Origin of the sequence: Acinetobacter baumannii, assembly GCF_009759685.1 — a bacterium.
Taxonomy (GTDB): Bacteria; Pseudomonadota; Gammaproteobacteria; order Pseudomonadales; family Moraxellaceae; genus Acinetobacter; species Acinetobacter baumannii.
Genome location: NZ_CP046654.1, coordinates 896,135 through 922,444 on the forward strand (window position 1 = coordinate 896,135; position 26,310 = coordinate 922,444).

The 26,310-nt window shown below is 40.1% G+C and carries 25 protein-coding genes; 8 read left to right on the top strand and 17 right to left on the bottom strand.

What is annotated here, in order from left to right; genetic code table 11:
• Positions 1-27 precede the first annotated feature (27 nt).
• Both adeT2 and GO593_RS04265 read right to left on the bottom strand, forming a co-directional pair.
• On the bottom strand, positions 28-1,014 hold the full coding sequence (adeT2, locus tag GO593_RS04260) for a putative multidrug efflux protein AdeT2 (RefSeq protein ID WP_000712902.1): 987 nt from the start codon (positions 1,012-1,014) through the stop codon (positions 28-30).
• A gap of 79 nt (positions 1,015-1,093) precedes the next feature.
• Positions 1,094-1,909, bottom strand: a complete 816-nt coding sequence (locus tag GO593_RS04265) for an NAD-dependent epimerase/dehydratase family protein (protein WP_000547772.1) — start codon at positions 1,907-1,909, stop codon at positions 1,094-1,096.
• 20 nt (positions 1,910-1,929) lie between these two features.
• Between GO593_RS04265 and recG the strand changes: the two genes are divergently transcribed.
• Positions 1,930-3,975: an ATP-dependent DNA helicase RecG gene (gene recG, locus GO593_RS04270; protein WP_000204946.1), complete on the top strand. Its 2,046-nt coding sequence runs from the start codon at positions 1,930-1,932 to the stop codon at positions 3,973-3,975.
• Complete coding sequence (locus GO593_RS04275; protein ID WP_000472268.1) at positions 3,968-4,603, top strand: ComF family protein; 636 nt, start codon at positions 3,968-3,970, stop codon at positions 4,601-4,603. The genes recG and GO593_RS04275 overlap by 8 nt, the downstream gene beginning before the upstream one ends.
• A gap of 2 nt (positions 4,604-4,605) precedes the next feature.
• Here GO593_RS04275 and GO593_RS04280 read toward each other — a convergent pair whose 3' ends face one another.
• The gene (locus GO593_RS04280; RefSeq protein ID WP_000849700.1) at positions 4,606-5,007 is read right to left on the bottom strand and encodes an NUDIX hydrolase; all 402 of its coding nucleotides are present in this window, start codon (positions 5,005-5,007) and stop codon (positions 4,606-4,608) included.
• A 14-nt stretch (positions 5,008-5,021) separates the two neighbouring features.
• Positions 5,022-5,603 carry an LOG family protein gene (locus tag GO593_RS04285; protein WP_001084310.1) on the bottom strand — a complete coding sequence of 194 codons (582 nt, stop codon included), beginning with the start codon at positions 5,601-5,603 and terminating at the stop codon, positions 5,022-5,024.
• 157 nt (positions 5,604-5,760) lie between these two features.
• On the opposite strand from GO593_RS04285, the gene GO593_RS04290 reads away from it, so the two are divergent.
• Positions 5,761-6,774 (top strand): CorA family divalent cation transporter, encoded by a 1,014-nt coding sequence (locus tag GO593_RS04290; protein WP_000888321.1) that lies wholly within the window; start codon positions 5,761-5,763, stop codon positions 6,772-6,774.
• Between the two features lie 69 nt (positions 6,775-6,843).
• On the opposite strand, the gene GO593_RS04295 is transcribed toward GO593_RS04290, so the two are convergent.
• The 9 genes from GO593_RS04295 to dxs all read right to left on the bottom strand — a co-directional run bounded on the left by GO593_RS04295 (position 6,844) and on the right by dxs (position 15,603).
• Positions 6,844-7,131, bottom strand: coding sequence for an STAS domain-containing protein (locus tag GO593_RS04295; RefSeq protein WP_000250997.1), 288 nt, complete (start codon positions 7,129-7,131; stop codon positions 6,844-6,846).
• A gap of 11 nt (positions 7,132-7,142) precedes the next feature.
• Positions 7,143-7,784, bottom strand: a complete 642-nt coding sequence (locus tag GO593_RS04300) for an MlaC/ttg2D family ABC transporter substrate-binding protein (protein ID WP_001093907.1) — start codon at positions 7,782-7,784, stop codon at positions 7,143-7,145.
• Between the two features lie 26 nt (positions 7,785-7,810).
• A complete protein-coding gene (gene mlaD / locus GO593_RS04305; protein WP_000842362.1) occupies positions 7,811-8,491 on the bottom strand; it encodes an outer membrane lipid asymmetry maintenance protein MlaD in 681 nt (226 codons plus the stop codon).
• Positions 8,491-9,270 carry a lipid asymmetry maintenance ABC transporter permease subunit MlaE gene (mlaE, locus tag GO593_RS04310; protein WP_001091947.1) on the bottom strand — a complete coding sequence of 260 codons (780 nt, stop codon included), beginning with the start codon at positions 9,268-9,270 and terminating at the stop codon, positions 8,491-8,493. The genes mlaD and mlaE overlap by 1 nt, the downstream gene beginning before the upstream one ends.
• On the bottom strand, positions 9,267-10,085 hold the full coding sequence (locus GO593_RS04315; protein ID WP_002135589.1) for an ABC transporter ATP-binding protein: 819 nt from the start codon (positions 10,083-10,085) through the stop codon (positions 9,267-9,269). Before GO593_RS04315 ends, mlaE begins: the two co-directional genes overlap by 4 nt.
• A 126-nt stretch (positions 10,086-10,211) precedes the next feature.
• Positions 10,212-10,397 carry a hypothetical protein gene (locus tag GO593_RS04320; protein ID WP_002135592.1) on the bottom strand — a complete coding sequence of 62 codons (186 nt, stop codon included), beginning with the start codon at positions 10,395-10,397 and terminating at the stop codon, positions 10,212-10,214.
• A gap of 91 nt (positions 10,398-10,488) precedes the next feature.
• Complete coding sequence (locus GO593_RS04325; RefSeq protein ID WP_000047395.1) at positions 10,489-12,336, bottom strand: DEAD/DEAH box helicase; 1,848 nt, start codon at positions 12,334-12,336, stop codon at positions 10,489-10,491.
• Between the two features lie 409 nt (positions 12,337-12,745).
• Entirely contained in the window at positions 12,746-13,576 is an 831-nt protein-coding gene (locus GO593_RS04330) for an inositol monophosphatase family protein (RefSeq protein ID WP_000433617.1), read from the bottom strand.
• Between the two features lie 122 nt (positions 13,577-13,698).
• On the bottom strand, positions 13,699-15,603 hold the full coding sequence (gene dxs / locus GO593_RS04335) for a 1-deoxy-D-xylulose-5-phosphate synthase (protein WP_000967377.1): 1,905 nt from the start codon (positions 15,601-15,603) through the stop codon (positions 13,699-13,701).
• Between the two features lie 303 nt (positions 15,604-15,906).
• Here dxs and ribA point away from each other — a divergent pair, with 303 nt between their 5' ends.
• The 3 genes from ribA to aroE all read left to right on the top strand — a co-directional run bounded on the left by ribA (position 15,907) and on the right by aroE (position 18,549).
• On the top strand, positions 15,907-16,509 hold the full coding sequence (ribA, locus tag GO593_RS04340) for a GTP cyclohydrolase II (RefSeq protein WP_001121170.1): 603 nt from the start codon (positions 15,907-15,909) through the stop codon (positions 16,507-16,509).
• A gap of 127 nt (positions 16,510-16,636) precedes the next feature.
• A complete protein-coding gene (hemF, locus tag GO593_RS04345) occupies positions 16,637-17,587 on the top strand; it encodes an oxygen-dependent coproporphyrinogen oxidase (RefSeq protein ID WP_001164616.1) in 951 nt (316 codons plus the stop codon).
• A gap of 173 nt (positions 17,588-17,760) precedes the next feature.
• On the top strand, positions 17,761-18,549 hold the full coding sequence (aroE, locus tag GO593_RS04350) for a shikimate dehydrogenase (RefSeq protein WP_000166002.1): 789 nt from the start codon (positions 17,761-17,763) through the stop codon (positions 18,547-18,549).
• 46 nt (positions 18,550-18,595) lie between these two features.
• On the opposite strand, the gene GO593_RS04355 is transcribed toward aroE, so the two are convergent.
• Positions 18,596-20,899 carry a hypothetical protein gene (locus tag GO593_RS04355; protein WP_000550351.1) on the bottom strand — a complete coding sequence of 768 codons (2,304 nt, stop codon included), beginning with the start codon at positions 20,897-20,899 and terminating at the stop codon, positions 18,596-18,598.
• A 258-nt stretch (positions 20,900-21,157) separates the two neighbouring features.
• Between GO593_RS04355 and GO593_RS04360 the strand changes: the two genes are divergently transcribed.
• The gene (locus tag GO593_RS04360; protein ID WP_001112080.1) at positions 21,158-22,981 is read left to right on the top strand and encodes an acyl-CoA dehydrogenase C-terminal domain-containing protein; all 1,824 of its coding nucleotides are present in this window, start codon (positions 21,158-21,160) and stop codon (positions 22,979-22,981) included.
• A 71-nt stretch (positions 22,982-23,052) separates the two neighbouring features.
• Here the strand turns inward: GO593_RS04360 and GO593_RS04365 are convergent, their stop codons facing one another.
• Positions 23,053-23,700: a DcrB/PsbP domain-containing protein gene (locus tag GO593_RS04365; RefSeq protein ID WP_000054175.1), complete on the bottom strand. Its 648-nt coding sequence runs from the start codon at positions 23,698-23,700 to the stop codon at positions 23,053-23,055.
• Positions 23,701-23,953: 253 nt separating this feature from the next.
• On the opposite strand from GO593_RS04365, the gene GO593_RS04370 reads away from it, so the two are divergent.
• Positions 23,954-24,208, top strand: coding sequence for a PspC domain-containing protein (locus GO593_RS04370; protein WP_000013717.1), 255 nt, complete (start codon positions 23,954-23,956; stop codon positions 24,206-24,208).
• A 69-nt stretch (positions 24,209-24,277) separates the two neighbouring features.
• Here GO593_RS04370 and GO593_RS04375 read toward each other — a convergent pair whose 3' ends face one another.
• Positions 24,278-25,378 (bottom strand): HPP family protein, encoded by a 1,101-nt coding sequence (locus tag GO593_RS04375; RefSeq protein ID WP_000111462.1) that lies wholly within the window; start codon positions 25,376-25,378, stop codon positions 24,278-24,280.
• A 132-nt stretch (positions 25,379-25,510) separates the two neighbouring features.
• Positions 25,511-26,308: a TIGR03915 family putative DNA repair protein gene (locus GO593_RS04380; RefSeq protein ID WP_000481387.1), complete on the bottom strand. Its 798-nt coding sequence runs from the start codon at positions 26,306-26,308 to the stop codon at positions 25,511-25,513.
• Positions 26,309-26,310 lie beyond the last annotated feature (2 nt).

A 26,310-nucleotide genomic window follows, 5' to 3' on the forward strand; every position in this document is an offset into this window, starting at 1 on the left:
AAAAGGTAACTTAAGTTGCCTTTTATTTTATCTACTCATTGGACATTCAAAGTAACGCGGATCATCAATACAACGTAAGCGTTTCATTAGCTCCACAAAGTAGGCATCGTAATAACCGGAGCGGACATATTGATTGCGTATTTTTGCCACCATAATGTCATAGCTCTGCTTTTCGTAAAAAGAAACGTCAACCCAATAATAGGCTGGTAAATGGTTTTCCCATTGTATAGCTCGATTCGTTAATAATTGACTATTTTGGACAAACCAAGCCCGAATTTTTCGTCCAAAGTTGGCTGGATAAGCTTGCGGTTTAATAATTATATTTACCCCGAAATACGCCAAAGGAAAATTAATCACCTGAGTATCTGGCCCAAAATCTTTCTGTAGGTTATAAGGCAAAAGACCATAAACAGGCGCTGGCATAATATCAATTTTATTTTGTTGAAACTGCGCAATCGCATTCGATAAATCAACATATACTGGCTGCGCACCTACACTTCTCACCAAAGCTTGTTGTGGCGGGTTATTGGCCAGAACTCCAATTCGTTGACCTCTAAGCTGTGCCACTTTTGATATTTTTTTGGTTTTCATGACCATATTTGCTGTTCCAACCGGAATCATACCGACTGCTTCATAGTCTTTATTAATTAATCTTTTCTCAATTGTAGGATGATTTAAAAGCTGCAATAGATTTCGTGCAGTCCGGTTATTGGGTATAAGACCAATACCTGAGGTACTGCCCATAAAATGATTATACTGATAAGTATTAAAGTTACTGGCAGCTAAGCCTGAGCATTTACCTTCATCAAAGGCTTGAATAGCTTGCTGCTCTTTTTGATAACTAACGACTTTGAATTTGACCTGATATTGCTGAGCATATAAACGAATGTCATTTAGTCGACGCGTAATATCCCCTTGGGTACCCGCTGGATCATATGCACACCACACCTGATCCCCAGCCCAACTCGTAACTGACGTTACACTCAAAAAGAAAGCTAAACAAAATTTTTTCACTTTTAACCTTTTTATCTTTATCGGCAATTTAACTGCCTCATCAGGTATTTCTGTTGTTATTTAAAGTTTAGTCTAAATTTTAATTTGTACCATGAGCATTTAAACATAATAAATAGTCATTAAAGCAAATTGGATGCTCAAGTTGAAAACCCGTCTCAAACAAATGTTTCGCATAAATTTTTTTGCCTGAAACATGAGCTGAATCTAAGGTAAGTAGCGGTAAATCTAACTGACTTTGAAACCACAGTAAGACTTCATGCAAAGGTACAGGTGCATTATTAGCAACAAGATAGCTTTTATGGGGTTTTTCAAAATCGGCTAAAAATGCCAAAAACCTTGCCAAATCATCAATATGAATACGATTACTATAGTGAATATTTGGATAGGTTTGCGTGTGCTCAGCCATTCGTTTTAGGCGATCAATAGAAGCCCCATAAATCCCTGTAGGACGCACAATCACGCACTGTGACGGAAAATACTTTTGCCATAGCAATTCCATATTGTGCAAGATATGCCCTTGGGCATCGTTTGGGTGAATCTCACTATGGTCATCAATTGCTTCACCAGAATTTTCACCATATACCCGCGTAGATGACACCACAATTAATCTTTTAACCGGATGCGATTTTAAAGCCTGACGAATAGGCTCAATACTATCCACATAAGTATGCTGATAACCTTCAACAGTACTATCGTCTGGTGAAAGTAAAATATACACTACATCTACAGGTGCAATTTCGCTTAAATCGAGCGTAAAAATATCCTGTACAAGATGTGTCCCATAAGGATCTGTCTTTTCACTACGGCTAATTGTGGTAATTTGATGTCCTTTCTCAAATAGTTGTTTAGCAACACGCTGAGATGTTTTACCATAACCGATAAATAATATATGCATAGAGAACTCGTTGAGGGGACATGACTTCAGTCCATCAGTTACAAGGCGTTGGATCGGCTTCAGCAGCCCTACTCGAAAAACTAAATATTTTTACCACAGATGATTTGCTGTTTCATCTGCCCCGTGATTATGAAGATCGCAGTACCATTATTCCTATGAATCAATTGGTGGTTGGTCGTAGTTATTTACTCGAGGGTGAAGTCAAATCTGTTGATTTCCCTCTAGGTAAACGTAAATCTATGGCCGCATTAATACAAGATGAATTTGGTAAGGTGACTTTACGCTTTTATCATATTTATAAAAATTTAACCGACAAAATAAAACCTGGTAACCGTTTACGTATTTTTGGTGAAGTTCGCGTAGGTGCACGAGGGCTTGAGCTTTATCATCCAGAAATTCAACTTATTAATGAACATACTCCCCTTCCAAAAACGCAGCTCACAGCAATTTATCCAAGTACCGATGGACTAACACAAGCTAAATTACGCGAATATGTTAAACAAGCGTTGAAGCATCACAGTGATGCTTTACCCGAGTTACTCCCTAAACAATATACAAATGGGTATGCACTCAAAGAAGCTTTACATTACATTCATGAGCCACCAGTTGATGCCAATATGATCCAATTGGCTCAAGGCTCTCATCCTGCGCAGCAACGTCTTATTTTTGAAGAGCTGGTCGCACATCAAATTAGTCTTCTCACTCGACGTGCTTATATTCGCCAAATTGCTTCACCTGCTTTTCCGAGTAGTAAAGTGCTTGCAAAAAAGCTGCTAGAAGCTTTACCTTTTCAAATGACCAACGCACAAAAACGTGTATCAAAAGAAATTTTAAACGACTTAAAACAACATCAACCTATGCTGCGTTTGGTACAAGGTGATGTAGGGGCTGGAAAAACTTTAGTTGCAGCGGTTGCAGCATGTCATGCATTGGAAGCAGATTGGCAAGTTGCGTTAATGGCACCCACCGAAATTTTAGCAGAGCAGCATTATTTAAATTTTAAACGCTGGTTTGAACCTTTAGGTATTACGGTAGCTTGGTTGTCGGGTAAACAAAAAGGGAAAGCGCGGGCACACGCTGAGCAACAAATTAAAGAAGGCCATGCTGAACTAATTGTGGGTACTCATGCCTTATTTCAAGATAACGTTGAATTTGCAAAACTAGGACTCGTGATTATTGATGAACAGCACCGATTCGGGGTCGATCAACGATTAGCCTTACGCAATAAAGGCGCCGAACAGCTCACCCCACATCAACTGGTCATGACTGCAACGCCAATTCCTAGAACACTGGCAATGAGTGCTTATGGCGATTTAGATACATCAATTATTGATGAATTACCCCCAGGCCGAACTCCAATTCAGACCGTCACGATTCCGCTAGATCGTCGTGAAGAAGTACTGCAACGAATTGCTTCAAACTGCCGAGAAGGCAAACAGGCCTACTGGGTATGTACTCTGGTTGAACAGTCCGAAACTTTAGATGCTCAAGCCGCCGAAGCCACCTATCAAGAAATGAAAGAGCGCTTTCCTGAACTTAATATTGGTTTGGTTCATGGCAAAATGAAAGCCGATGAAAAACAGGCTGTCATGCAAGCATTTAAAAACAATGAACTACAGCTGCTAATTGCCACAACTGTTATTGAGGTTGGGGTAGATGTACCTAACGCTTCGATTATGGTCATTGAGAATGCTGAACGATTAGGGCTTTCACAGCTACACCAATTACGAGGGCGTGTAGGACGAGGTGCAAAAGCCAGTTTTTGTGTTCTTCTCTATAAACCACCACTTTCACAAAATGGGCAAGAAAGACTTTCAATTTTAAGAGAAAGTAATGATGGCTTTGTTATTGCTGAAAAAGATCTTGAGCTAAGAGGCCCGGGTGAGTTATTAGGAACAAAACAAACAGGTGATATGGGTTTCCGTGTCGCACGTTTAGAGCGAGATGATCATTTATTGAGTCAAGCACACTACGTTGCACAACAAGTTCTAAAAGATTACCCTGAGCAAGCTGATGCCTTATTGAAACGCTGGCTTCCCGAAGCTCCTCGATACGCATATGTTTAAGTTTTTAAACCCACAGTATCTTTTCCAGTTGCTGTCCCCTTGCCTACTTTGCGAAATAGGAACACGGGAAAAATATTCTCTTTGTAAAGAATGCTGGGAACAGCTACCGTGGCTTAAGCAAACCATTCAGCGCAATGATCAGTCTGTTCTTGTGGCCTGTCACTACGCCTATCCAATTAACCGGATTATTCAGCAGTTTAAATATGAACAAAAATTACATTACCAAACCTTACTCGCTGAAGTTTTACACCAATTAAAATTTCCTAAGGTACAAGCGATTGTACCCATGCCTATTTCTAAACAACGTTTAACTGAACGTGGTTTTAATCAATCCTTATTACTTGCCAATCTTTTGAGTAAGCAATTAAAAATACCAGTTTGGCAGCCTGTACAACGCTTAAATGAGCATTCTCAAAAGGGATTATCTCGACTCGAAAGATTTGAAAATATTGAACAGCAATTTGTTGCGCTCACTCAAGAAAAACGGCGTTATCGTCGTGTGCTGATTATTGATGATGTAATCACAACAGGAAGTTCAATTCACGCTTTAAGTCAGGCGCTAAAACAGCTAGGGTGTACATCTATTCATGCCAGTTGCCTAGCTGCTGCTTCGTCTACATCATATTAAAATTATAGAGTTATAGATAAGTTCTGCTGACACCACGGAATTACAATTTCTTTGGTTAATGGTGCGAGTTTTGTCTCGGAATCATTAAATTTCACCCACTTCATTTCAGCAATTTCAGCTGCAATTTGTGGAGATTGTTTTAATCGAACCAAATATAAATGGCTAATAAGCGTATGATCCGGTTCATTGGCAGCTGCTGTCTCAAAACGCCCTATAAACTGTTCTATTACACACGGGCTGCCTATTTCTTCCAAGATTTCACGCTGTATAGCAGCTTCCGGAGCCTCATTCGGCTCCAGTTTACCGCCTACCTGCATAAAAGCTTGTGTATTACGCTTTCTGACAAGCAATAATTCATTTTGTTCATTTAAGATCACCGCAGCGGCAACCGTAATTGTTTTCACCTATTTAACCTCATTTATGGTTGAACGTCGGCATTTGTCCATTTCGGAGCAGGAGCCTGATATTGCTCAAATTGTTGAAGAATATCTTCAATTTTGTCTGAGGCAATCAATTTATCAACAAATCGCGCTTGGCTAAATCCGTTATCTACAGTTCCCTGAATCATTTTAAGCAAATCTTCATAAAAGCCAGCTACATTTAGAAAAGCACACGGCTTTTGATGAATACCTAATTGTGCCCATGTCCATTGTTCAAAGATTTCTTCCAATGTACCTGCCCCACCTGGTAAAGCAATAAAACCGTCCGACAGATCTGCCATTTTGGTTTTACGCTCATGCATATTTTCGACGACATATAATTTTGTCAGTCCAGGATGAGCTAACTCGCGATCAACTAAAGCACGAGGAATTACCCCAATGACCTGCCCGCCGGCTTGCAAAGCACTATCAGCAACAACACCCATTAAACCAGAACGGCCACCGCCATAAACGAGTGTTTTACCTTGTTTAGCAATAGCTTCACCGGTTAATTGAGCAATTTGTTGAAAGATTGGGTTTGAACCAAGAGATGAACCACAGAAAATACAAATTGAATTCATAGTATAAAAACCGTTTTATTGAACTGTCATGCTGACAAACTAGACTATCGACAGAGTTTTTTTTTGCAAAATAGCGTATTGGCAAGTGTTTTTCGGCAAATCCTTGTCTAAAATACACCCATCAATTTCCATCAGACTGCGTAAGGAAAAAAGACACATGCTTGAAGCCTTTTATGCCACAGAACGCGGAAGTCTGGAAGATGCCACCATCAATGGTGGATTTGATCTACATCCCGAATTAGTATGGCTTGATCTTATTGCACCCTCTCAAGAAGAACAACAATGGGTCTTAGATGCTTACAATCAGAACTTACCTACACTAAAGTCGTTAGAAGACATTTCATCTTCTGCTCGATTCTACCGTGATGATGACGGTATTTTGCATATCAGCACCTATTTTTTAACGAAAAATAAAAATTATCAGGTTGATGGGGATGCCGAAGATTCTTCCCATATGCTTGCCATGGTGCAGACTGTTGCATTCATCTTACATAAAGACCGCTTATTTACTTTACGTGGTGAAAAGTTAGTTGCCTTTCGTGCTTTTCGTGCTCGAGCTCGTCGTAATGACTACGAAATGGATTATAAAGATCCAACATGGATTTTATTGGGCTTACTTGAAGCAAAGCTAGATGAGCTTGCGGATATCTTGGAAGATATCCACAAGGATCTAGAAAAATACTCAACCGAGGTTCTCAATAACCATCAACGTGAACAGATTTTAGATCTTGATGACATGATTACTCGCTTGGCACAACAAGAAGACATGCTTGGGAAAGCACAGCTCTGTTTAATTGATTTGCGCCGTGTTTTAACCTTCTTGTCTCGTCCACGTGCTTTAGGTAGCCATATCTACGATGCAGATATTCGAGAACTTAGTGAAGATGTTCGCTCGCTTGTTGAACATGACGCTTTCTTATTCCAAAAAGTACGATTCTTGCTTGATACAACGTCAGGATTTATTAACACTGAACAAAACGATACGATCCGTCGATTCTCGATATTACCAAGTATGTTGGCACCACCTATGTTGATCGCCAGTATCTATGGGATGAACACGGATGTACTTCCTTTCGCACACGGTACAACCAGCTTTATTATCGTTTTATTAATTATTATTGGTTTCTTTATTGGACCTATCATTTATTTCCGCTGGAAAAAATGGATTTAAAGAGATTACCCCCGCAAATTTTGTAGATAAAAAAGCACCTAAATTTAGGTGCTTTTTTATCTTTGCTCATCAAACCAAATGTAGGTCTTCTTGCAAATGGCAGGCTTGAATGATTTTCAGCATCTTCTCCGGTACATTTTTAAAATGTAATCCAGACTTTTGTGGAGTTTGACGTAGCCATTGCACTAAAACAGCCAAGGCTAACGTATTACCATGCTCAAGCTGCTTTAAATCAACAATTAAAGGAAAGCTTGTTTGCTTTTTAATAATTGCCAATCCAGCTTGGTATTGTTGTTCAGCATTTTCAAAATCAATTTTGCCTGAAACAACTAACTCTTGGTTAAGATACTGAACCACTCTTCACCTACTTATTTTTGTTTATTCTGATTAACAGCAGCATCTGCATCAGGTTGGAACGTAGCAATTGCTTTATTCAAATCACCGCCATTACGTTTCACAGTTGCAGCAAACTGGTTACGGAACTGCAATCCTAAATCAATACCAGAAACATTGATGTTACGGATTTTCCATTGCGAACCTTTGTCTGCCAACTGGAACGACACAGGAATTTTTTCACCATTGTGATTAAAATCTAAAGTCACAACAGGGTTTTTACCAGCTGTCGCCTTGTATGGACGCATCGTGTAAGTTTGGTTTGTATACTTAGCAAATGCACTACCGTAATTCTCAATTAATGTATTACGGAAGTTCGTTTCAAACTGAGCACGCTGTGCAGCAGTACTATATTGGTTTGTTGCATAAGTACCCATCACAATACGAGTAAACGCTTGTGAATCAACATACGGGTCTAAGTTTTGGCGTACAATTGTTTTTACTAATGCTGGGTTATTTTGCAATTTAGCATGATCGGCTTTTAAACGAGAAATCAAGCCATCAGCAACACGCTTAATAAAGTCAGGTGGTGCTTCTGAAGGTGCAGCAAAAGCTGTACCAGCAATCATAGTAGACAAAATACTTGCTGTAAGGGTTTGTTTAAACAACGTATTCACCTGGAACCACTCCTTCAAATAATCTCTTACTCAACAAATGACGGCTGTGCACTGCTGTCAGTACTTGCAGGAGCTTTTTCTTCTGCTGAGGATGAACCAGCGGCAACCTTACCTGCGCCACCACCAGTAATAAATTTACTAATAAGATCTTCTAGATCCATCGTTCCTTGGGTATTAGAAATAGTATCGCCACGTTTAAGGTAGTTTAAACCACCACCCGGTACGATTTTTAAATATTTCTCACCCAATAAACCATTGGTTGCAACCATTATATAAGCATCTTCATCAATACTTGTGATGGAGTTCATGTTACTGATCAGTTGCTGTTCCATTGTTTTTTGTTGCGCTGGAGTCGCTTGCGTATAATCAGAACTATAACGTAATTCGTCTAAAGCATTTTTTTGAACTTCTTTTAACTGTTCAGCATTAAAGCTTGTCAGTTTTCCATCAAGATCAAAAGTAACCGTAGCCAAACGTGTAACCGGATCAAGCGTGATTGAATCAACGCGGCCAATTGTTACACCGCTCATCGTCACTTTAGCACGAGGCTTTAAACCATTAACGTTATCAAACTGAGCTTTCATGGTGTAGCCATCGCTCAAGTTCGTGCCCACTAAACCACTCACTTTCATTGCTAAAAAGAATAAAGCGATACCGAAGATAATGACAAAGATACCTACGGCCAGCTCACTAGTACGTGATTTCATTAAATCCCTCCGAACATGACCGCAGTCAACACGAAATCAAAACCTAAAACACATAATGAAGAATACACAACCGTCCGGGTCATTGCCGTTGCAATACCTTCAGGTGTTGGATCACAGGCATAACCTTGATAAACAGCAACCCATGTACAAATCAAAGCAAAAACAATACTTTTAATAATCGTGCCATTGAAAATGTCATGCCCGAAACGCACTGTATTTTGCATACCACTCCAGAAGGAGCCTTCATCAGCACCTAAAAAGTCAACACCGACCATCTTGCCACCAATAATACCAATGGCCGCAAAGATAACAGTTAACATTGGCAAACTGACTATGCCAGCCCAAAGACGTGGTGATACGATTTGCTTTAAAGGATCAACACCAATCATTTCCATACTGGCAAGCTGTTCACTTTGTTTCATTGAACCAATTTCGGCAGTTAATGCAGAACCTGCTCGTCCTGCAAATAGCAATGCAGCAACCACAGAAGCAAGCTCACGGAGTAGTGTTAACGAAATCGCTGTACCCAACATCGACTCAGCACCGAAAGTGACCAAAATGCTATACATTTGCAAGCCAAGAACCGCGCCAATAAACAAACCAGAAACAGCAATAATAAGTAAGGACATCACACCTACGCGGTGCATTTGGTAAACAAAACGACCAAAACCACCTTTGGTAGGAAATGAAAAAATAATCTGCAAGAGCATATGTGCCGCAGCACCAATGCCTCGAATCCGCTCAATAACGAGTCTACCTAACCAGGCAATCGTATTCATGGACGAACCTCGTTATCTAAATAAGCTTGGTGGCTAAACTGATATTCAACCGGACCTTCTACCGAACCGGTTAAGAACTGTTTTACAAATGGAGAAGCATGTGCCTTGAGTTGCTCAGGTGTACCTTCACCCTGAATTCTGCCTTCAGCGACAACATAAATATAGTCGGCAATCGACAACGTCTCTGCCACATCATGCGAGACAATAATGGTGGTTAAATCAAGTGCCTCTCGCAATGAGCGAATGAGACGCGTTAAAACACCCATCACAATCGGGTCTTGCCCCGCAAAAGGTTCGTCATACATAATTAAATCGGGATCAAGCGCAATTGCACGAGCTAAAGCGACCCGTCGGTTCATACCACCTGACAACTCAGTAGGCATAAGCTGTTCTGTTCCACGCAAGCCCACCGATTCAAGTTTTAAAGCGACCAGTTCTGCAATGAGATTTTCAGAAAGCTTAGTATGCGCACGAATTGGAAAAGCGACATTTTCATAAACCGACATATCGGTAAATAAAGCTCCACTCTGGAACAGCATTCCCATACGCGCACGTGCTGCAAATAATTCCTGACGTGACATTTGAGCAATATCTTTGCCATCAAGCAAAACTTCGCCATGATCGGGAACAAGCTGTCCACCAATCAAGCGTAATAAGGTCGTTTTACCTGTACCAGATGGTCCCATAATGGCCGTGATCTGGCCTCGACGTATATTTAAACTAATATTGTCATAAATGACGCGTTCCCCTCGGTTAAAACTCAAGTTTTTCACTTCAATCAGTGATTGAGTCGAGAGAGGAGTTTTATTATTCATAATGGCAATCATTCCTGCACTTTTATGCCCGCATACTATAACACTGAATTTTGGGAATCTTGTTGTAATTTTGACAAAAGCAAAACAAGCTAATATAGGAATAGGAGCTAGATTTTGAAAAGAAATTTATTGATCGAGAACTTGAAACTGGTCTACGAAATGGCCAGTTAATAAAGCATAGGCAAAGTAAATTCCATTGCACAAAGCAAGTGCAATAAAAAGATATGGCAAACCATGTTGAAATAAGAATTTACTCAACCATGCCAAAGGCGACTCTTTTCGCTTACTTTTACGCATTATTACAATAAACATTGAACTGTTTCACACTTTGTTATTTTATAACAAAACTAAAAAATAAAAAAGGCCAGTATGTAAACTGGCCTTTTTTTAAATCTCTTAAAGATTAACGGTCGAATTTACGACGGCGCTCACCACGAGATTCTTGATTAAAGTGTTCTTCGCGAACTGCGCGACGCGGACGGTCTTCACCACCAAAGCTACGTTTTGGACGATCACCAAAACCACCTTCACGACGTGGACGATCTTCACCACCAAAGCTACGTTGTGGACGGTCACCGAAACCGTTTTCACGACGTGGTTTATAGTCTACGCGGTTACCACGATTGTCATCATTTGAATCAAAACGAGGCTTATCGTTAAAACCACCTTCACGGCGTGGACGATCTGAGTTGAACTCGCGACGCGGACGATCTTCACCACCGAAGCTACGTTTTGGACGGTCTTCAAAACCACCTTCACGACGTGGACGGTCTGAGTTGAACTCGCGACGTGGACGGTCTTCACCACCGAAGCTACGTTTTGGACGGTCTTCAAAACCACCTTCACGACGTGGACGATCTGAGTTGAACTCGCGACGTGGACGATCTTCGCCACCGAAAGCAGGACGCTCACCACGAGGCTTATCATCAAAGCTACGACGTGGACGATCATCACGACCACCTTCACGACGTTTGAAGTTACCTTCACCTTCGAAACGACGACCACCGCCGAAACCGCCACCACGACGACCATCACGGCCACCGTTACCACCACGACCGCCTTCACGACGTGGACGAGCTGGAGGTGGAGATGGCTCTAAACCTTCAATTTCAGAAACATTTAAACGAGCTTCTAAGTAATCTTCAAGCGCACGGATTTTACCGCGTTCACGATAAGTCGCTAAAGTAATCGCTTGACCTGTACGACCAGCACGACCTGTACGACCAATACGGTGTACATAATCTTCATGCTTCATTGGTAAGCCGAAGTTAATAACGTGTGAAATTGTTGGAACGTCAAGACCACGTGCAGCAACGTCAGTAGCAACTAAGATTTTCGCACGGCCTTCACGGATACTACGTAAACGACGGTTACGAACTGTTTGCGGCATTGCACCGTGAAGTGCAACAACTGAATGACCTGCTTCTGCAAGTTCTTCAGCCAACATATCTGTATCTTCTTGTGTGCTCGCGAATACAACAGCTTGGTCAAGCGTTTCATCAGCCAACCAGTGAGTCAGAAGTTTCTTCTTGTGTTCGAAACCATCTGTCCAGTGTAAAGTTTGGGTGATGTCAGTATTGGTGCTGTGACCAGTTTCAATTGCAATACGCTCAGGTTCATTCATCATGCGCTCAGCAAGACGAATAATACGGTCAGCAAAAGTTGCAGAGAACATTAACGTTTGACCACGATTCGCAGCCAAGTCACTGATCGCTTCTAAGTCTTCAGAGAAACCAAGGTCTAACATACGGTCAGCTTCGTCCACGATTAAAGCATCAACTTTGTCTAGCTTTAATTGACGACGGTTAACTAAGTCTAATAAACGACCTGGAGTCGCAACTACAACTTGAGCACCTTTAAGCTGTTGAATTTGTTTACCAAAAGGCATACCACCCATAATTGCAGCAATACGAACACCTTTCATGTGACGTACAAAAGCAATTGCGTCTTGGCTAACTTGTTGAGCCAATTCACGTGTTGGGCATAAAACTAAAATGCTAGGCTGAGTCACTGCTTTCATACGTTCTTTGAACGGAACGAAAGTATCTTGACCTGCCAAATTATGTAATGTCGGTAATAAGAATGCAGCAGTTTTACCAGAACCAGTCTGGCTAGAAACAAGAAGGTCTTTACCTTCTAAAGCAGCAGGAATAGATTGTTCTTGCACAGGAGTTGGGTTAGTAAAACCTAAACCTTCAAGAGCTTGTTGTAAGGTTTCGTGCAAAGAAAATTCGGCAAAAGTTTTGCTCATAGAGAGTTCCACCCCAAAGGGTGCTCCATTTTTAATAAATACAAATAGACATCGGCAAAAGCGGCAAAGCAAATATTAGCTGAATCTTATTATTCAGCAGCAATCCGAGTAACGACGATGTGGACTAAACGCACGCTTGATTACGGCCGCAACCTGAAGAATCGCTGAGCGATTGGGGCGCAAGAAATGGTCCTCTCTATGGACAGCGTGCGCTTACAATGAATAGAACAGAATGTTCAGGTAATGAACGGAAATTTAAGTGCGTGGGCGGATTATAGCAGAAAGAATTTAAAAGTCATGTGTTTTAATCAACTTTCTCGGTATTTCTACTGTTATTTGTATTTTACCGACCATTAAAAAGTAAAACCCTCTATAAAAAGAGGGTCTTACTCAGAAATAACTTTTTAAATTATTTTGCAGCTTTGTCCCAAGCAGGAACTACAGTTTGCATTAATGGCTTTAACATTTTCAGTGAGCATGCAATCACTTGACCATTTTCAAGTGAATCATTACCACCACGTGCGTCAACCACAACACCACCAGCTTCCTTGATAATAAGCTCACCAGCAGCGATATCCCATGGTTTTAAACCAAGTTCAAAGAAACCATCAAAACGACCAGCAGCAACATAAGCTAAGTCGAGAGCAGCTGAGCCACCACGACGGATTTGAGCACCCGCTTGTGTTACCGCCAAGAGTGATGCGAAATGTTGTTCTGCATAAGACACAATTTCACCAGCACGTTTAGCACGGTAAGGGTGACCTACTGCCAAGAATGTATTTTCTAGGCTGTCTTTTACATTTACGCGAATACGGCGCTGGTTCATCACTGCACCACGGCCACGACTTGCAGAAAACAATTCGTCACGTACTGGATCGTAAATTACGCCGTGCTGAGTAACACCTTTGTGCTGAACAGCAATAGAAATACAGAAATGAGGGAAACCATTAATAAAGTTTTGCGTGCCATCAAGAGGGTCGATCACCCAGCACCAGTCTGCATCGTGGCCTTTGCCCTCTTGCAAACCGAACTCTTCACCTAAGAAGCTATGGTTTTTATAACTTTTACGTAATGTATCAATCGTCAATTGTTCTAAATAACGATCTACACGTGTTACAGGACCATCAATGCCTTTCTCTTCAACTTGCAAATCGAGCTTATGACGATTTTGATGCGCTTTTAAAAGCTCTTGACCAACTGTTTGAGCCGCACGCGCAGCCATCACCACCATAGGTTCCATTGAACACCCACTACAATACAAATTTGAAGATTTTGACAAAGAATAATGCATAAAAGCGTATCCATTTTAGCAAATGAATACGCTTTTTGGGAAAAAATGTTTCGAAAAATTTTATTGAGGTATTAAACCACCTGATTTACCTTAAGCCATGCTCGCTCAATCGAGTTCAAAATACCCTTAGCATCTAAACCACAATCTTGTAGCATTTGATTATGTGTCGCCTGATGCAAGAACGAGTCTGGTAGACCTAAATTAATGATAGGTTTAACAATTTGTTCTTGAGCCATAAACTCATTCACTGCACTACCCGCACCACCCATAATCGCGTGTTCTTCAACTGTCACGAATAAATGAGTATGCTCAGCCAAGTCTCGAATCATTTGTTCATCAAGCGGTTTTACGAAGCGCATATTTACAACACACACACTGACTTCATGTTTTTGCGCAAATTGCTCAGCTGCTTCCAGAGCAACCATGACACGACTACCAAATGCTAAAACCGTAATCTGCTCATCACTGTTTGCTTTAATTTCTGCAACAATTTCAGCTTTACCCAATTCAAGAACAGTCATCTCTTTTTGGATTTCGACGCCCACACCTGCACCACGTGGATAGCGTACCGCAGCCGGGCCATTATAGGCATAGGCCGTATGAAGCATTTGACGGCATTCATTTTCATCTTTCGGTGCCATGATCACCATATTAGGCACAGTACGCATATAGGCATAGTCATATGCACCTGCATGCGTTGGACCATCTTCACCAACCAAGCCTGCACGGTCAATACCAAAAGTCACGTCAAGATTTTGCAATGCGACATCATGAATAAGCTGATCGTAACCACGCTGCAGGAATGTTGAATAAATGGCGACAACAGGTTTTAGCCCTTCGCATGCCATTCCTGCTGCAAGTGTTACAGCATGCTGCTCTGCAATCGCGACATCGAAGAAACGCTGAGGAAATTGCTTCGCAAATTTAACCATGCCCGAGCCTTCACACATTGCAGGCGTGATCGCAAGCAAACGCTCATCTTGTGCAGCTTCATCACATAACCACTCACCAAACACATCAGAGTATTTTGGTGGTGTTTTCCCGCCCGAAGCAGCATTAATTTTGCCAATCGCATGGTAAGTAATCGGGTCTGCTTCAGCAGGAGCAAAGCCTTTACCTTTCTTGGTATAAACGTGAACTAAACGTGGACCTTTGCGTTTTTTGAGCGCGTTGAACACCTGAACCAACTGAGTGACATCGTGTCCATCAAAAGGCCCGAAATAATCAAAACCAATTGCTTTAAATAAATTATCTGCCGCATCGGTTGCAGATTGGTGTAACCGAGAGTTATATGTCCATTTTGGGTGTGGCTGGATATAAGCTTCACCATGTTCATTGACATTAACTAAATGACCTTTTTCCCAAATTGCAGCTAAATGTTTGGCAAAGCCACCTGTACTGCAAGAAATCGACATATCGTTGTCATTGAGTACAACAATTAAATCTGCATCATGAGCAACAGCATCATTCATTGCTTCAAATGCCATGCCCGCAGTCATTGCACCATCACCCACAATACAAACGACTTCACATGGGTCTTTCTGATAGCGACGTGCCAAAGACATACCCAAACCAGCTGAAATAGCAGTTGAAGAATGCCCTACCCCAAAGGTATCAAAAACAGACTCTTCTCTGGCTGGGAAAGCAGCCAATCCATTTTTAGCGCGAATGGTCGTAATTTGTTCACGACGTCCAGTCAGGATTTTATGTGGGTATGCTTGGTGTCCCACATCCCAAACTAAACGGTCATTTGGTGTATTAAAGCAATAATGCAGCGCTACCGTCAGCTCAACCACGCCGAGGTTAGCACCGAAATGGCCACCACTCTGGCCTGCTGCATATAAAATATATTGACGCAACTCATCAGCCACTTGTAGTAATTGGCTATGCTCGAGCTGACGTAATTGTTGAGGATGATCAATCGCATCTAACAATGGCGTAACAGGGCGTTGAGTTGGAATTTCGGTATACAACATATGTGGCAAAGCCTTTATAAGCCTGGCAAATCCTAAGCTGGGTCAAAATGGGTCGATCATACAATCGAATGAAGTCACCTTCAATCAGCCACATTTGCGAACGAGATCATGCAAAGCAGTCTCTCATACAGTATGGGTATGGTTGGCAGATTATCCTGAATAATCTGACTATTTATCAACTATTATCGTCTTCTTTATACAAAAAAGAAAACCTTAGTGTGCAAAATGATTATGACAATTCGACCAATCTCCCAGCATTACGCTATACTTTAAACCGTTTTCGGTTAAAAGATGAGTTAATCTGTGCCTATAGAGTTCATTGCAACATCAAAACTCCCGACCGCTTTTGGTGAATTCAATATTTCTGTGTTTCAAGATCCAGCAACAGGTGAAGAACATGTGGCACTTTCTAAAGGGTTAGAAAATCCGCCAACAGGTCCTGTTTTAGTCCGTGTACATTCTGAATGTTTAACAGGTGATGCTTTTGCATCATTAAAATGTGATTGTGGCCCACAACTACAAGCCACTCAAAAACTCATCAATGAAGCAGGACAAGGCGTAATTCTATATTTACGCCAAGAAGGTCGTGGAATTGGTTTAACCAATAAAATTCGTGCTTATGCCCTACAAGATCAGGGACACGATACAGTAGATGCCAATTTACTACTGAATTTACCTGCCGATGCACGTCGTTACGATATGTGTAGCATCATGCTCGATCACTTAAAAGTAAAAGAAGTAAAGTTAATTACCAATAATCCTTTGAAAATTCAGGCACTCAAAGATCAAGGTATTAACGTTGTAGACCGTGTACCGTTAACCGTAGGTCGTAATCCTTTTAATGAACAATATTTAAAAACCAAACGTGAAAGAATGGATCACCTTTACCAAAAAGATGATTTTTGATTTCAAGTCCAAAATTTAAAAATTATATTTAAGGGATTTTTTCAGGAATTAGAAAAAATCCCTTACTTTTTTTATGGATTTATGTTTTGATGTATCTAATCTATTTCGATCATCTTTGAGGGTCATTATGCAACATCCGACTTCAACAGATATTCAACGTGTCCGCGAATTTCTCCTCGATTTACAAGCCCGTATTTGTGCCGGTTTAGAACAACAAGAAAAAGCTGGTGGTGGGACAGCAGAATTTATCATTGATGATTGGGAGCGCCCTGAAGGCGGTGGCGGCCGTTCACGTGTACTGCAAAATGGTACAGTGATTGAAAAAGGCGGCGTGATGTTTTCACATATCAACATTAGTAAACTGCCTGCTTCTGCAACAGAACGTCACCCTCAAATTGCAGGGGCAAAAGCTCAAGCGCTAGGTGTGTCTTTAGTCATTCACCCTAAAAACCCGAATATTCCAACCTCGCATGCGAATGTCCGCTTATTCGTTGCAGAGCGTGAAGGTCAAGATCCGATTTGGTGGTTTGGTGGAGGTTTTGACTTAACGCCATTTTATCCAGATGATCAAGATGTTTTAAATTGGCACCAAGCCGCTTATGACCTGTGTAAGCCTTTTGGTGACAATGTTTATGCTGAACATAAAAAATGGTGCGATGACTATTTCTATTTAAAGCATCGCGATGAACAACGTGGTGTGGGCGGTTTATTCTTTGATGATTTAAATTGCTGGGATTTCGAAACCTGCTTTAAATATATTCAAGCAGTAGGTAATGGCTATTTAAATGCGATCTTGCCAATTTTCGAAAAACACCGCGAACAGCCTTATACCGAGGCTCAACGAGAGTTCCAGCTTTACCGCCGTGGCAGATATGTGGAATATAACTTGGTGTATGACCGTGGTACGTTGTTTGGATTACAAACAGGTGGCCGTATTGAGTCGATTTTAGTTAGCTTACCTAATCTAGCTGCATGGTCTTATCGCCCTGAATGGGATGAAGACTCTCCAGAGAAGCGTTTAACTGATTACTATTTAAAACCTCGTGATTGGTTAGGTTTAGAAGAAAAAGTCGCCTAATTTTTTGTTTTGGGGATTCTTTGGCTTCCACCCTAAAGAATCTCCTTTTTTGATTTCCATTTGCCTTCATTCAAATATTTTTTCTTGTGCTATTTTGACTTATAGTGAGGCCTGCTAAATATTCAGTGCAGGCTCTATCTGCCTCATGCCATTTTAAAATTTTGGATATAACAATGACCAAACAGTTTGCAGTAATTGGCAATCCGATCGAACAATCACGCTCTCCTGAATTGCATCATGCTTTCGCTGAAAAAACAGGTGTTGATCTAAACTATCAAAAACGGCTTGCTCCTCTTGACGGTTTTGAATCGAGCATGCGAAGTTTTTTTGCAGAAGGCGGCAGTGGTATGAACGTTACTGTTCCTTTTAAAGAGCAAGCTTTTGCTTTATGTGATGTGTTAACCGATCGTGCTCAAATTGCTAAAGCTGTAAATACCTTATGGATGGAAAATGGCAAATTACATGGTGACAATACAGACGGCCAAGGCTTAGTTGCCGCAATTCAAGCTTTAGAATGGAATCTTGAAAATACAACTATTTTAATTTTAGGAGCTGGCGGCGCAACGCGTGGTGTTATTTATCCCCTTGTACAGGCTGGTGCCCAAAAAATCGTCATTGCAAACCGAACTTTAGCTCGTGCAGAACAACTTGTAGATGACTTAAAAACAGCAGTTCCACAAGCCCAATTACAAGCAATTTCCCTAAATGATTTAGAAGGCGATTTTGATATTGTGATTAATGCAACTTCGGCAAGTCTTTCAGGCGATGCTTTACAACTACCTGAAAAATTAAAATTTAAATATGCCTATGAAATGGCTTATGGCAAACCTTCTAGTTTCCTTGATCAAGCGAAACAGCGTAATGTGCCTTATGCGGAAGGTTTTGGCATGTTAGTAGGCCAAGCTATTGAAGCCTTCTCTATCTGGAATAATGTACGACCACAATTAAAAGATTTTCTATAAACCAAAAAAAGAACCTACATATGTAGGTTCTTTTTTATCTTACTTATTATTTTCTAGCGGCAACCATTTGCTTATAAACCTCACGGAAAATTTCATAATCGATAAATTCATTATGTTCAGGTTTTAAGTTCTGAATTGTTTTTTCCGAAAGCTGTTTTTTACGAGCAGCCACATAAACATTCCCTAAAATATCAGCCGTTTCTGATAACAGATGCTTTTCTTCAGCAGAAACACCATTTTGTTTTTCAAACTCTAACTGATACTGTTTTGAGAAAAGTTGGGCTGGCTGTTTATATTGCTTCTGTAGCTTCTGCCAAGCTTCACACCCTGTTTTACCTTGTATAGTCGTTAATACAATATGATCTACAGCACGTCCTAACTCGTGGTCAAACTGATCATCTTGTTCAAGATGATGTTTTTTCTGTAAAGCGGTAATACGCTCTAAGGCTTTTCCTTGAGGATTATATGTATCTTCATCAGAGAACCAGTAAGCATAAACCTCAGCAATTTCTTGTAGCTGTTGAACTGAATAATACTTAATATATGACGGTTTTTCGGCAGTCAATTTGGCAATAAATACTGCTTTATAAGTTTTGTCATAAGCATGCGTTGCATCATAGGTTTTATCTGCAAGTACAGCCAGATTTGCATCTAAATCTTGTACATCACTATGTGTGCCCACAGGGTGCTCTGAAACATCACTTTGCCCAAGCTTTTCACTAAAACCTTTAATAAAGTTTTCCAGCATAGAACCTTTACTTGCTTCAGCCACAGATTTAGCTTGTTTAAGCTGCTGCTGATCAATTGAAGTCGCTTTCCCATAATTCAGAATTTGCATATCTGCTTTAATATTGAAGCGGTGCTTAAACTCAGCTGGCGTGTAATCAACATCGTAATCCATATTGACTGCACGGCCTTTGTCATCTAAAGCCACATCAATTGTGATTGGGTTTCTTTGCTTCGGTAAAGCTTGTTCAATTTCATCCTTATGTTTTAACCAAAGAGCTTTGAATGCTTCATCATTAATAAACTGGTTTTGGTTATAAGCTTCAAAAGTTTGCTTTAAAGCGTCCTGACGAGACTTGATTTGCGCTTTTTGAATACTTGTATCGCTCTGATCTAGAACATCAATACCGTAGATTTGGCAATAATTAATATCCCCTAAAGCGACCGGTTTTTTAAGTGATTTTAATTCAATACATTGATCTTCCGTCAAGGCAACTACTTCTTCATTTTCTGAAGTTTGTTCAGTCTCTGCTACAGCTACATCACTCGCCTCTTCACTAGAAGCAGGCTCTACTTCCTCATCTTCAGAAGTAGAGGTATTGCCTAAATGAGCATTAACAAGGGAGTACAACTGTTGGCTAACAGCAGCGGCGTCATCAGAAGAAACCTTTTGTTCTTCTTTACCTGCAGTGCCTTTTTTCGCATCAGAAGCAGCAATCTCTGCGGCAAGCGTTTCAGCAAGTTTTTCCTCATCAAGACCTAAAACACTTTTTTGAAGATATTTTTCATTAACTTGCCCAAACAAATCTACTTCTAAAAGCAGTTGTTCAACCGTCGTCTTTAAACGAATTCTTTCAACCGCCCCTGCTTTACGATCAGCCTCAGTTAACGATACACGTTGTAAGTTTTGCGGTTCAGCTAATCGGTATGAAACAGCACTTGAAGCTTTAAGGTATTCAATAAACTTCTTCTGATCGACATTTTTAAAGAAGGCTTTATATTTTGAGAAATCAACATAAGCTAAATTATTTTGGTTATCTTTATTGACCAAATATGGCATCAAACCAAAATAATTTATGTAAAACTTATAATTCTCAAGATCAAGCACCATTGGCAATTTTGCCTGAACTAAAAGTGTCGGTTTTTCATATCTAGCAGTTAAATTAAATGAACCCATTTTTTGACGATAATGTATCGAGCCGTCATAACTAAACTGAAGATCATTTAACAAATTAAATAATACGGTATTAATTTTTTCAGAACGTGCTGAGGAAGTCAGTCCCAAATCACCTTGTTCGTTTGCAATCGCCGCATATAAGGTTTGTTTCTGTGCTTTACTTAAGGCAACTTTTTGTTCACGTAAATATTGATCAACTTTCTTTTGTAATTCAGCATCTAGCTTAGCAGTATTCTCAGCTTTTACATTTTGCTTTATTTGTGAAGGATCAACGGTAATTTTAAAGTTTCCGCGATAATCATAACTTGGGTATTCATACATCGCATTAACACTTTGAATGGCTTTTTGCTCTAAACTCGCAGATGCCACCTGTGGACGCACGCCGTGTTGTGCACATGCCGTCAAGCCCAAACTAAATAAACATAAACTGAGATATTTTAAATGCATAACCTTTTTTAAAACCTTATCGCTTTATCTTTTTAACAAAACTTGCTAAAAATAAAAAAAATTAGTTGTTTTTTCACATAAAAGTATAAGTCCCGACTTTAGCAGAAATTATAATTTCAGGTGTATTTATTTTCGACAAAATTCGCTTTTCTGACATTCCTTTCGGGTGCGATTAACATTGTATTTTTATCATGCGAGTGAATAATCAAATCATCGATTCAGATAATCCCACAATGATTCAAAATTAGGATTAAAGCCATGCCAGCATATAAAGCTCCGCTACACGATATCCGCTTCTTAATGAATGAAGTACTAGACTATCCTGCTCACTACAAAACTTTATCAAATGGTGAAAGTGCAGATCCTGATACAGTAGATATGATTCTTGAAGGCGCAGCAGATTACTGTGAAAACGTACTGTCTCCACTTAACCAATCTGGCGATGAAGAAGGTTGCCATTTTGACAACGGCGAAGTTAAAACGCCAAAAGGTTTTAAAGAAGCTTATGACCAGTTTGTAATGGGTGGCTGGCAAGGTCTTTCTTATCCTGAAGAATTTGGTGGTCAAGGCCTACCAATGTCTTTAAACCTGATTAAATCAGAGATGATGGGTACTGCGAACTGGTCATTTACCATGTATCCAGGTTTAAGTTCAGGCTGTATGAATACTATTTTGCAATTCGGTACAGATGAGCAAAAACAAACGTATATGCCGAAACTTGTTGAAGGTACATGGAGCGGCACAATGTGCTTAACCGAACCTCAATGTGGTACAGACTTAGGTCAGGTAAAAACCAAAGCTGAACCACAAGCTGACGGTACTTATAAGATTTCTGGTACAAAAATCTTTATTTCTGCCGGTGAGCATGATTTAACAGAAAATATTATTCATATTGTGCTTGCACGTCTTCCAGATGCACCAGCAGGTACTCGTGGTATTTCATTATTTATCGTCCCTAAATTTATCCCAACTGCGGATGGCGGCGTAGGTGAACGTAATACTGTAAGCTGTGGTTCAATCGAACACAAAATGGGTATCCGCGCTTCTGCAACTGCTGTATTGAACTTTGATAATGCAACAGGTTACCTCATTGGTGAAGTAAACAAAGGCTTACATGCCATGTTTACCTTTATGAACACAGCGCGTATTGGTACTGCGGTTCAAGGTATTGCCCATGCAGAGTTATCTTTCCAAGGCGCTCTACCATATGCCAAAGAACGTATGTCTATGCGTGCCCTTTCAGGTAAAAAAGATCCAGATAAAGTTGCTGATGCGATCATTCACCATGCTGACGTACGCCGCATGTTGTTAACTCAAAAAGCAATCGCTGAAGGTGGTCGTTCAATGATCTACTACGCAGCACAGCTTGCTGACAAAATGACAGATGCTTTGACACGCGGTGACCAAGCTGCATTTGAAGATTATGACGATAAACTTGGTTTCTATACACCAATCTTAAAAGGTTTCTTGACCGAGCTTGGCCTAGAAGCTGCTAACCACGGTATGCAAGTGTACGGCGGCCATGGTTACATTAAAGAATGGGGTATGGAGCAAATCGTACGTGATGCCCGTATTTCTACTTTGTATGAAGGAACAACTGGTGTTCAGGCACTCGATTTGATTGGTCGTAAAGTGTTGTTAAGCTCAAAAGGTAAAGTAGTTCGTGAATACACTGCTGAAATCTTAAAGTTCTGTGCTGCACATGCGCGTAATAAATACTTACGTCGTTTTGCTTGGGACTTAACAAAGCTTTGTGCTCAGTGGAACACTTTAACTGTTCGTATCATGCTTGCTGCACGTAAAGACCGTGACATCGTATCTTCTGCTTCTGTAGATTTCTTGATGTTCTCAGGCTATGTGATGATGGCTTATTTCTGGGCACAACAAGCAGTTGTCGCTTCTGAAAAATTAGAAGCAGGTAATGGCCAAGAAACTCCTGAGTTCTATAAAGCAAAAATTAAAGTTGCAGATTTCTACTTTGACCGTTTATTACCACGTGCTCAAGGTCATGCAGAATCAATGGTAACGACTTCTCGTACGCTGACTTCATTACCAGCGGAACACTTTAGTTTCGACTACTAATGATCTATAGACTCTAAAATCAAAAGAGCGCAATTGATATTGCGCTCTTTTTTATTTTGCTAAAATTGGCTTTACTCTTTATCAAGTACATAAGCTTTTGTAGGAACAAAATAATTTTGTTCCAAAAACTCACGGTTTTTACCAAAATCGCTATAAAATAATTTTTCTAAATTTACGACCAATCTTTGTTTTGCATCAATATCAAAATAGAAGTTAACATCTGATAAAGGACATTGAATCGTTAACTCATGAGCGGCAGGTTCGACCTTCCATTTCAAGGAAGGACATAATTGATTGATGACCGCACTTTTTGAGCCATCTTTACTACCAACACGACCAAAATGAACAACATTCCAATATGCAGTTCCATCAGGTAATAAATTTAAAATATATTCTGCCTCGCCTGTTTCACAATCGGCAAAATTATCTTCACATGAAATACGAGTGTGATAACGGCCTGCATATTGTTGGTCTGCTTCGGATAGTTTTGAGGTTTGATCTGGAACGCCCTCAGGCAAGAAAGTTCGCCCTGCTGCATCATCTAAAGTTTTAACCTTCGTGGTGCTTTTAATCAAACTATCTTCATGTCTAGAAGTCGTTGCTACCGCGGAGTGATCTTTAGAGTCGGCATGATTTACATCGCAGGCACTTAACCCCATACACAAGATGGCTGCCACACCCAAATGTTTTATTAAAAGACCAGACCACTTCAAAGACATATACATCATTCACATACAACAGCAATGCTACAGTTCAACCTTATTGTTCAGGAACGATATCATCGCTGCTACAAACACTTTCAGCCCCGAAACAGTGCATTTTAGTAGATGTTGCTTTCATTGATTTAAACCATTTACATATTTTAACCATTTTTAGTTTCGTGAACCTTTAATTCATTCGGATTGGCTCCATATTCTTATTAACCAAGTGAATAAATGATTCCTTGTAACTTATATATTTGAGGAGACTTAGATGGCCAATTCTGGTTTATATCGCTCGAACCGACAAAGCATGATCGCCGGTGTAATGGGCGGTATTGCTGAACGATTTGGTTGGAATGCAAATTTATTACGCATTATTTTCGTGTTAGTTTCGATAATGAGCGCGGCTTTTCCAGGGATTTTAGTGTACTTAGTTTTATGGTTGGTAATTCCTAAAAAACAGCCAGAACAAGTGCAAGGTTATCAACAACCTGTTCGCACTGTACGAGAAGAACAAATACATTAAAAAACTTAGTTTATTTTGGTCGCTACGGTTGCATCCCCTAATCAACCGTAGCTTTTTTTATGTTTAAAATTACAATTTACGATTTAACTGCTGTTGTAAAGCCGCAATCATATCTGCACGGCTAATGATTCCAATCAGTTTTCGTTCCTCAACCACTGGAATATAGTTAAAAGACTTCTCAACAAAGTAAGGTACAAGGTCTTGAATCGGCTGAGTTGGCAGTACAGTAACTACTCGACGACTCATAATTTGTCTTACGTAATGCTGCCATGAGTTTCTTGGATCTGTTGCCCCTTTAAACCATTCCACAACTTCATATAGCGCCAAAGTACCCACTAAATGGTTGTCTGCATTAACTACAGGCAAACTCATGAGATTTTCTTGTTTAAATTTATCTAATGCCTGATGAATATCATCATTTTCATGCAATTTAATCACATCACGGCTCATAATATCCTGACAGGTATATTGGTTCACCATACGTTCATTGGCATGTTCTTGCGCTTCTAAAATGATTTTTTCTAAGTCGTACTGGCTGATATCTAACAGTTCAGTATGATGTTCTAATGCATACTCAATATCTTTTGGCTGAATTGATACTTTTTGAGTGGGCGTTGGATCTTTACTACGCTCATTTAAATGTGCAGTAACCGGATAATGTCGCCCAATCAATCGATTAAAAAATACAGCAAAACCGAGTAGAAGTAATGAGTTGAGCAGAACCGGATAAAAAACGAAATAAAAGCCTAATTTATGAATGGCAGCGCCGCCCAACACAGCCGTAATCGCAACTGCTCCACTAGGTGGATGCAAGGAGTCGGTAGTCATCATCAAAAATATGGCAAAACCCACAGCCACGCTAAAAGCCGTGGTTAAATCCGGAATCCACTGTGCACAGGCGACCCCAATAATTCCGGCTAATGTATTACCGACAATAACATTCCAAGGCTGAGCCAATGGACTGGTAGGTACAGCAAATAAGAGAACAGATGAGGCCCCCATTGGTGCAATGTACCAAGCATTAATTCCGCCTAAAACATACCAGCTAATTAATGAGGAAATTGCTAAACCACATAGCGCTCCAACGCCACAAAGCAACCGTTCTTTTAGGGGTAAAACCTTAAAATTCGGTTTTAAAATCTGTAACCATTCTGGCTGTATAACACTCACAGTACACCTTAGGGGATATGCCGTTATTTATAACGGGCAAAAGTATACGCCCAAAGCCACATAAAGTGCATTTAAATTATATCTTTCAATTATCAGAAAACCTGTTGAATGTGCTCTTACTATTTTAATGTTTTAATATTCAATTAACTTTTCATTTAAATAGCGCCAGTATCTTTTTGGCAAATATTGCACATGAAGCTTAATATTCTGGCGTTCCGTAATATTAACGCTTTTAAAATAATCCTTCCAAAGCTGGTCATATAAGACTTCTTGCTCATCTAGCTCAAGCTGAAAACTTTGGCTCATTCCATTTTTTAAATTACGGTCAACGTCAGAGGCTTCGAGTGAAACTTCATGTATTTCCCGTAAATCATAATATAGGCCAAACTTGCGTTGCTCATCATAAATTAGCCAACGCTGATCTTGATAACGCCGTTTAAAATGCGGCTGAATAAGCGGTAAAACATTAAAATCAGGACGAACCAGACTTAAAAAAAGCTCATCTTTGGTTTTCTTAAAACGAATAAAAGCCTCCATCCGATGCTTCTCTCGTCCAACTTTTTTCGTCCACTGCGCAATCGCTAAAACACTGGGATGTGAATAATCTTTTTCTACAGAAGAATGGCTACTAAACACATAAATACAGTAATTAAATAAATGTTGATAGGCATCTAAAGATTCAGATAAAGAGGCAAAATAAAATTGTCTTAACGAAGAGGATGAAAGCTTTTTTTGTAGCGCTGACCAAACACGTTCTGCATGTTGCTCATTATTTGAAACCTCAATTTTATCGGCAAACAGGCCATGTTGAGCCGCATCATTCAAGCAAAGCCTAACCTGTAATTCTTTAAATTGAAATGCACGAAAAACACAGCTCAGCAGCCCAACCATTGAACCATCAAAATAATAAGCGACTTCCTCATTAAACATAG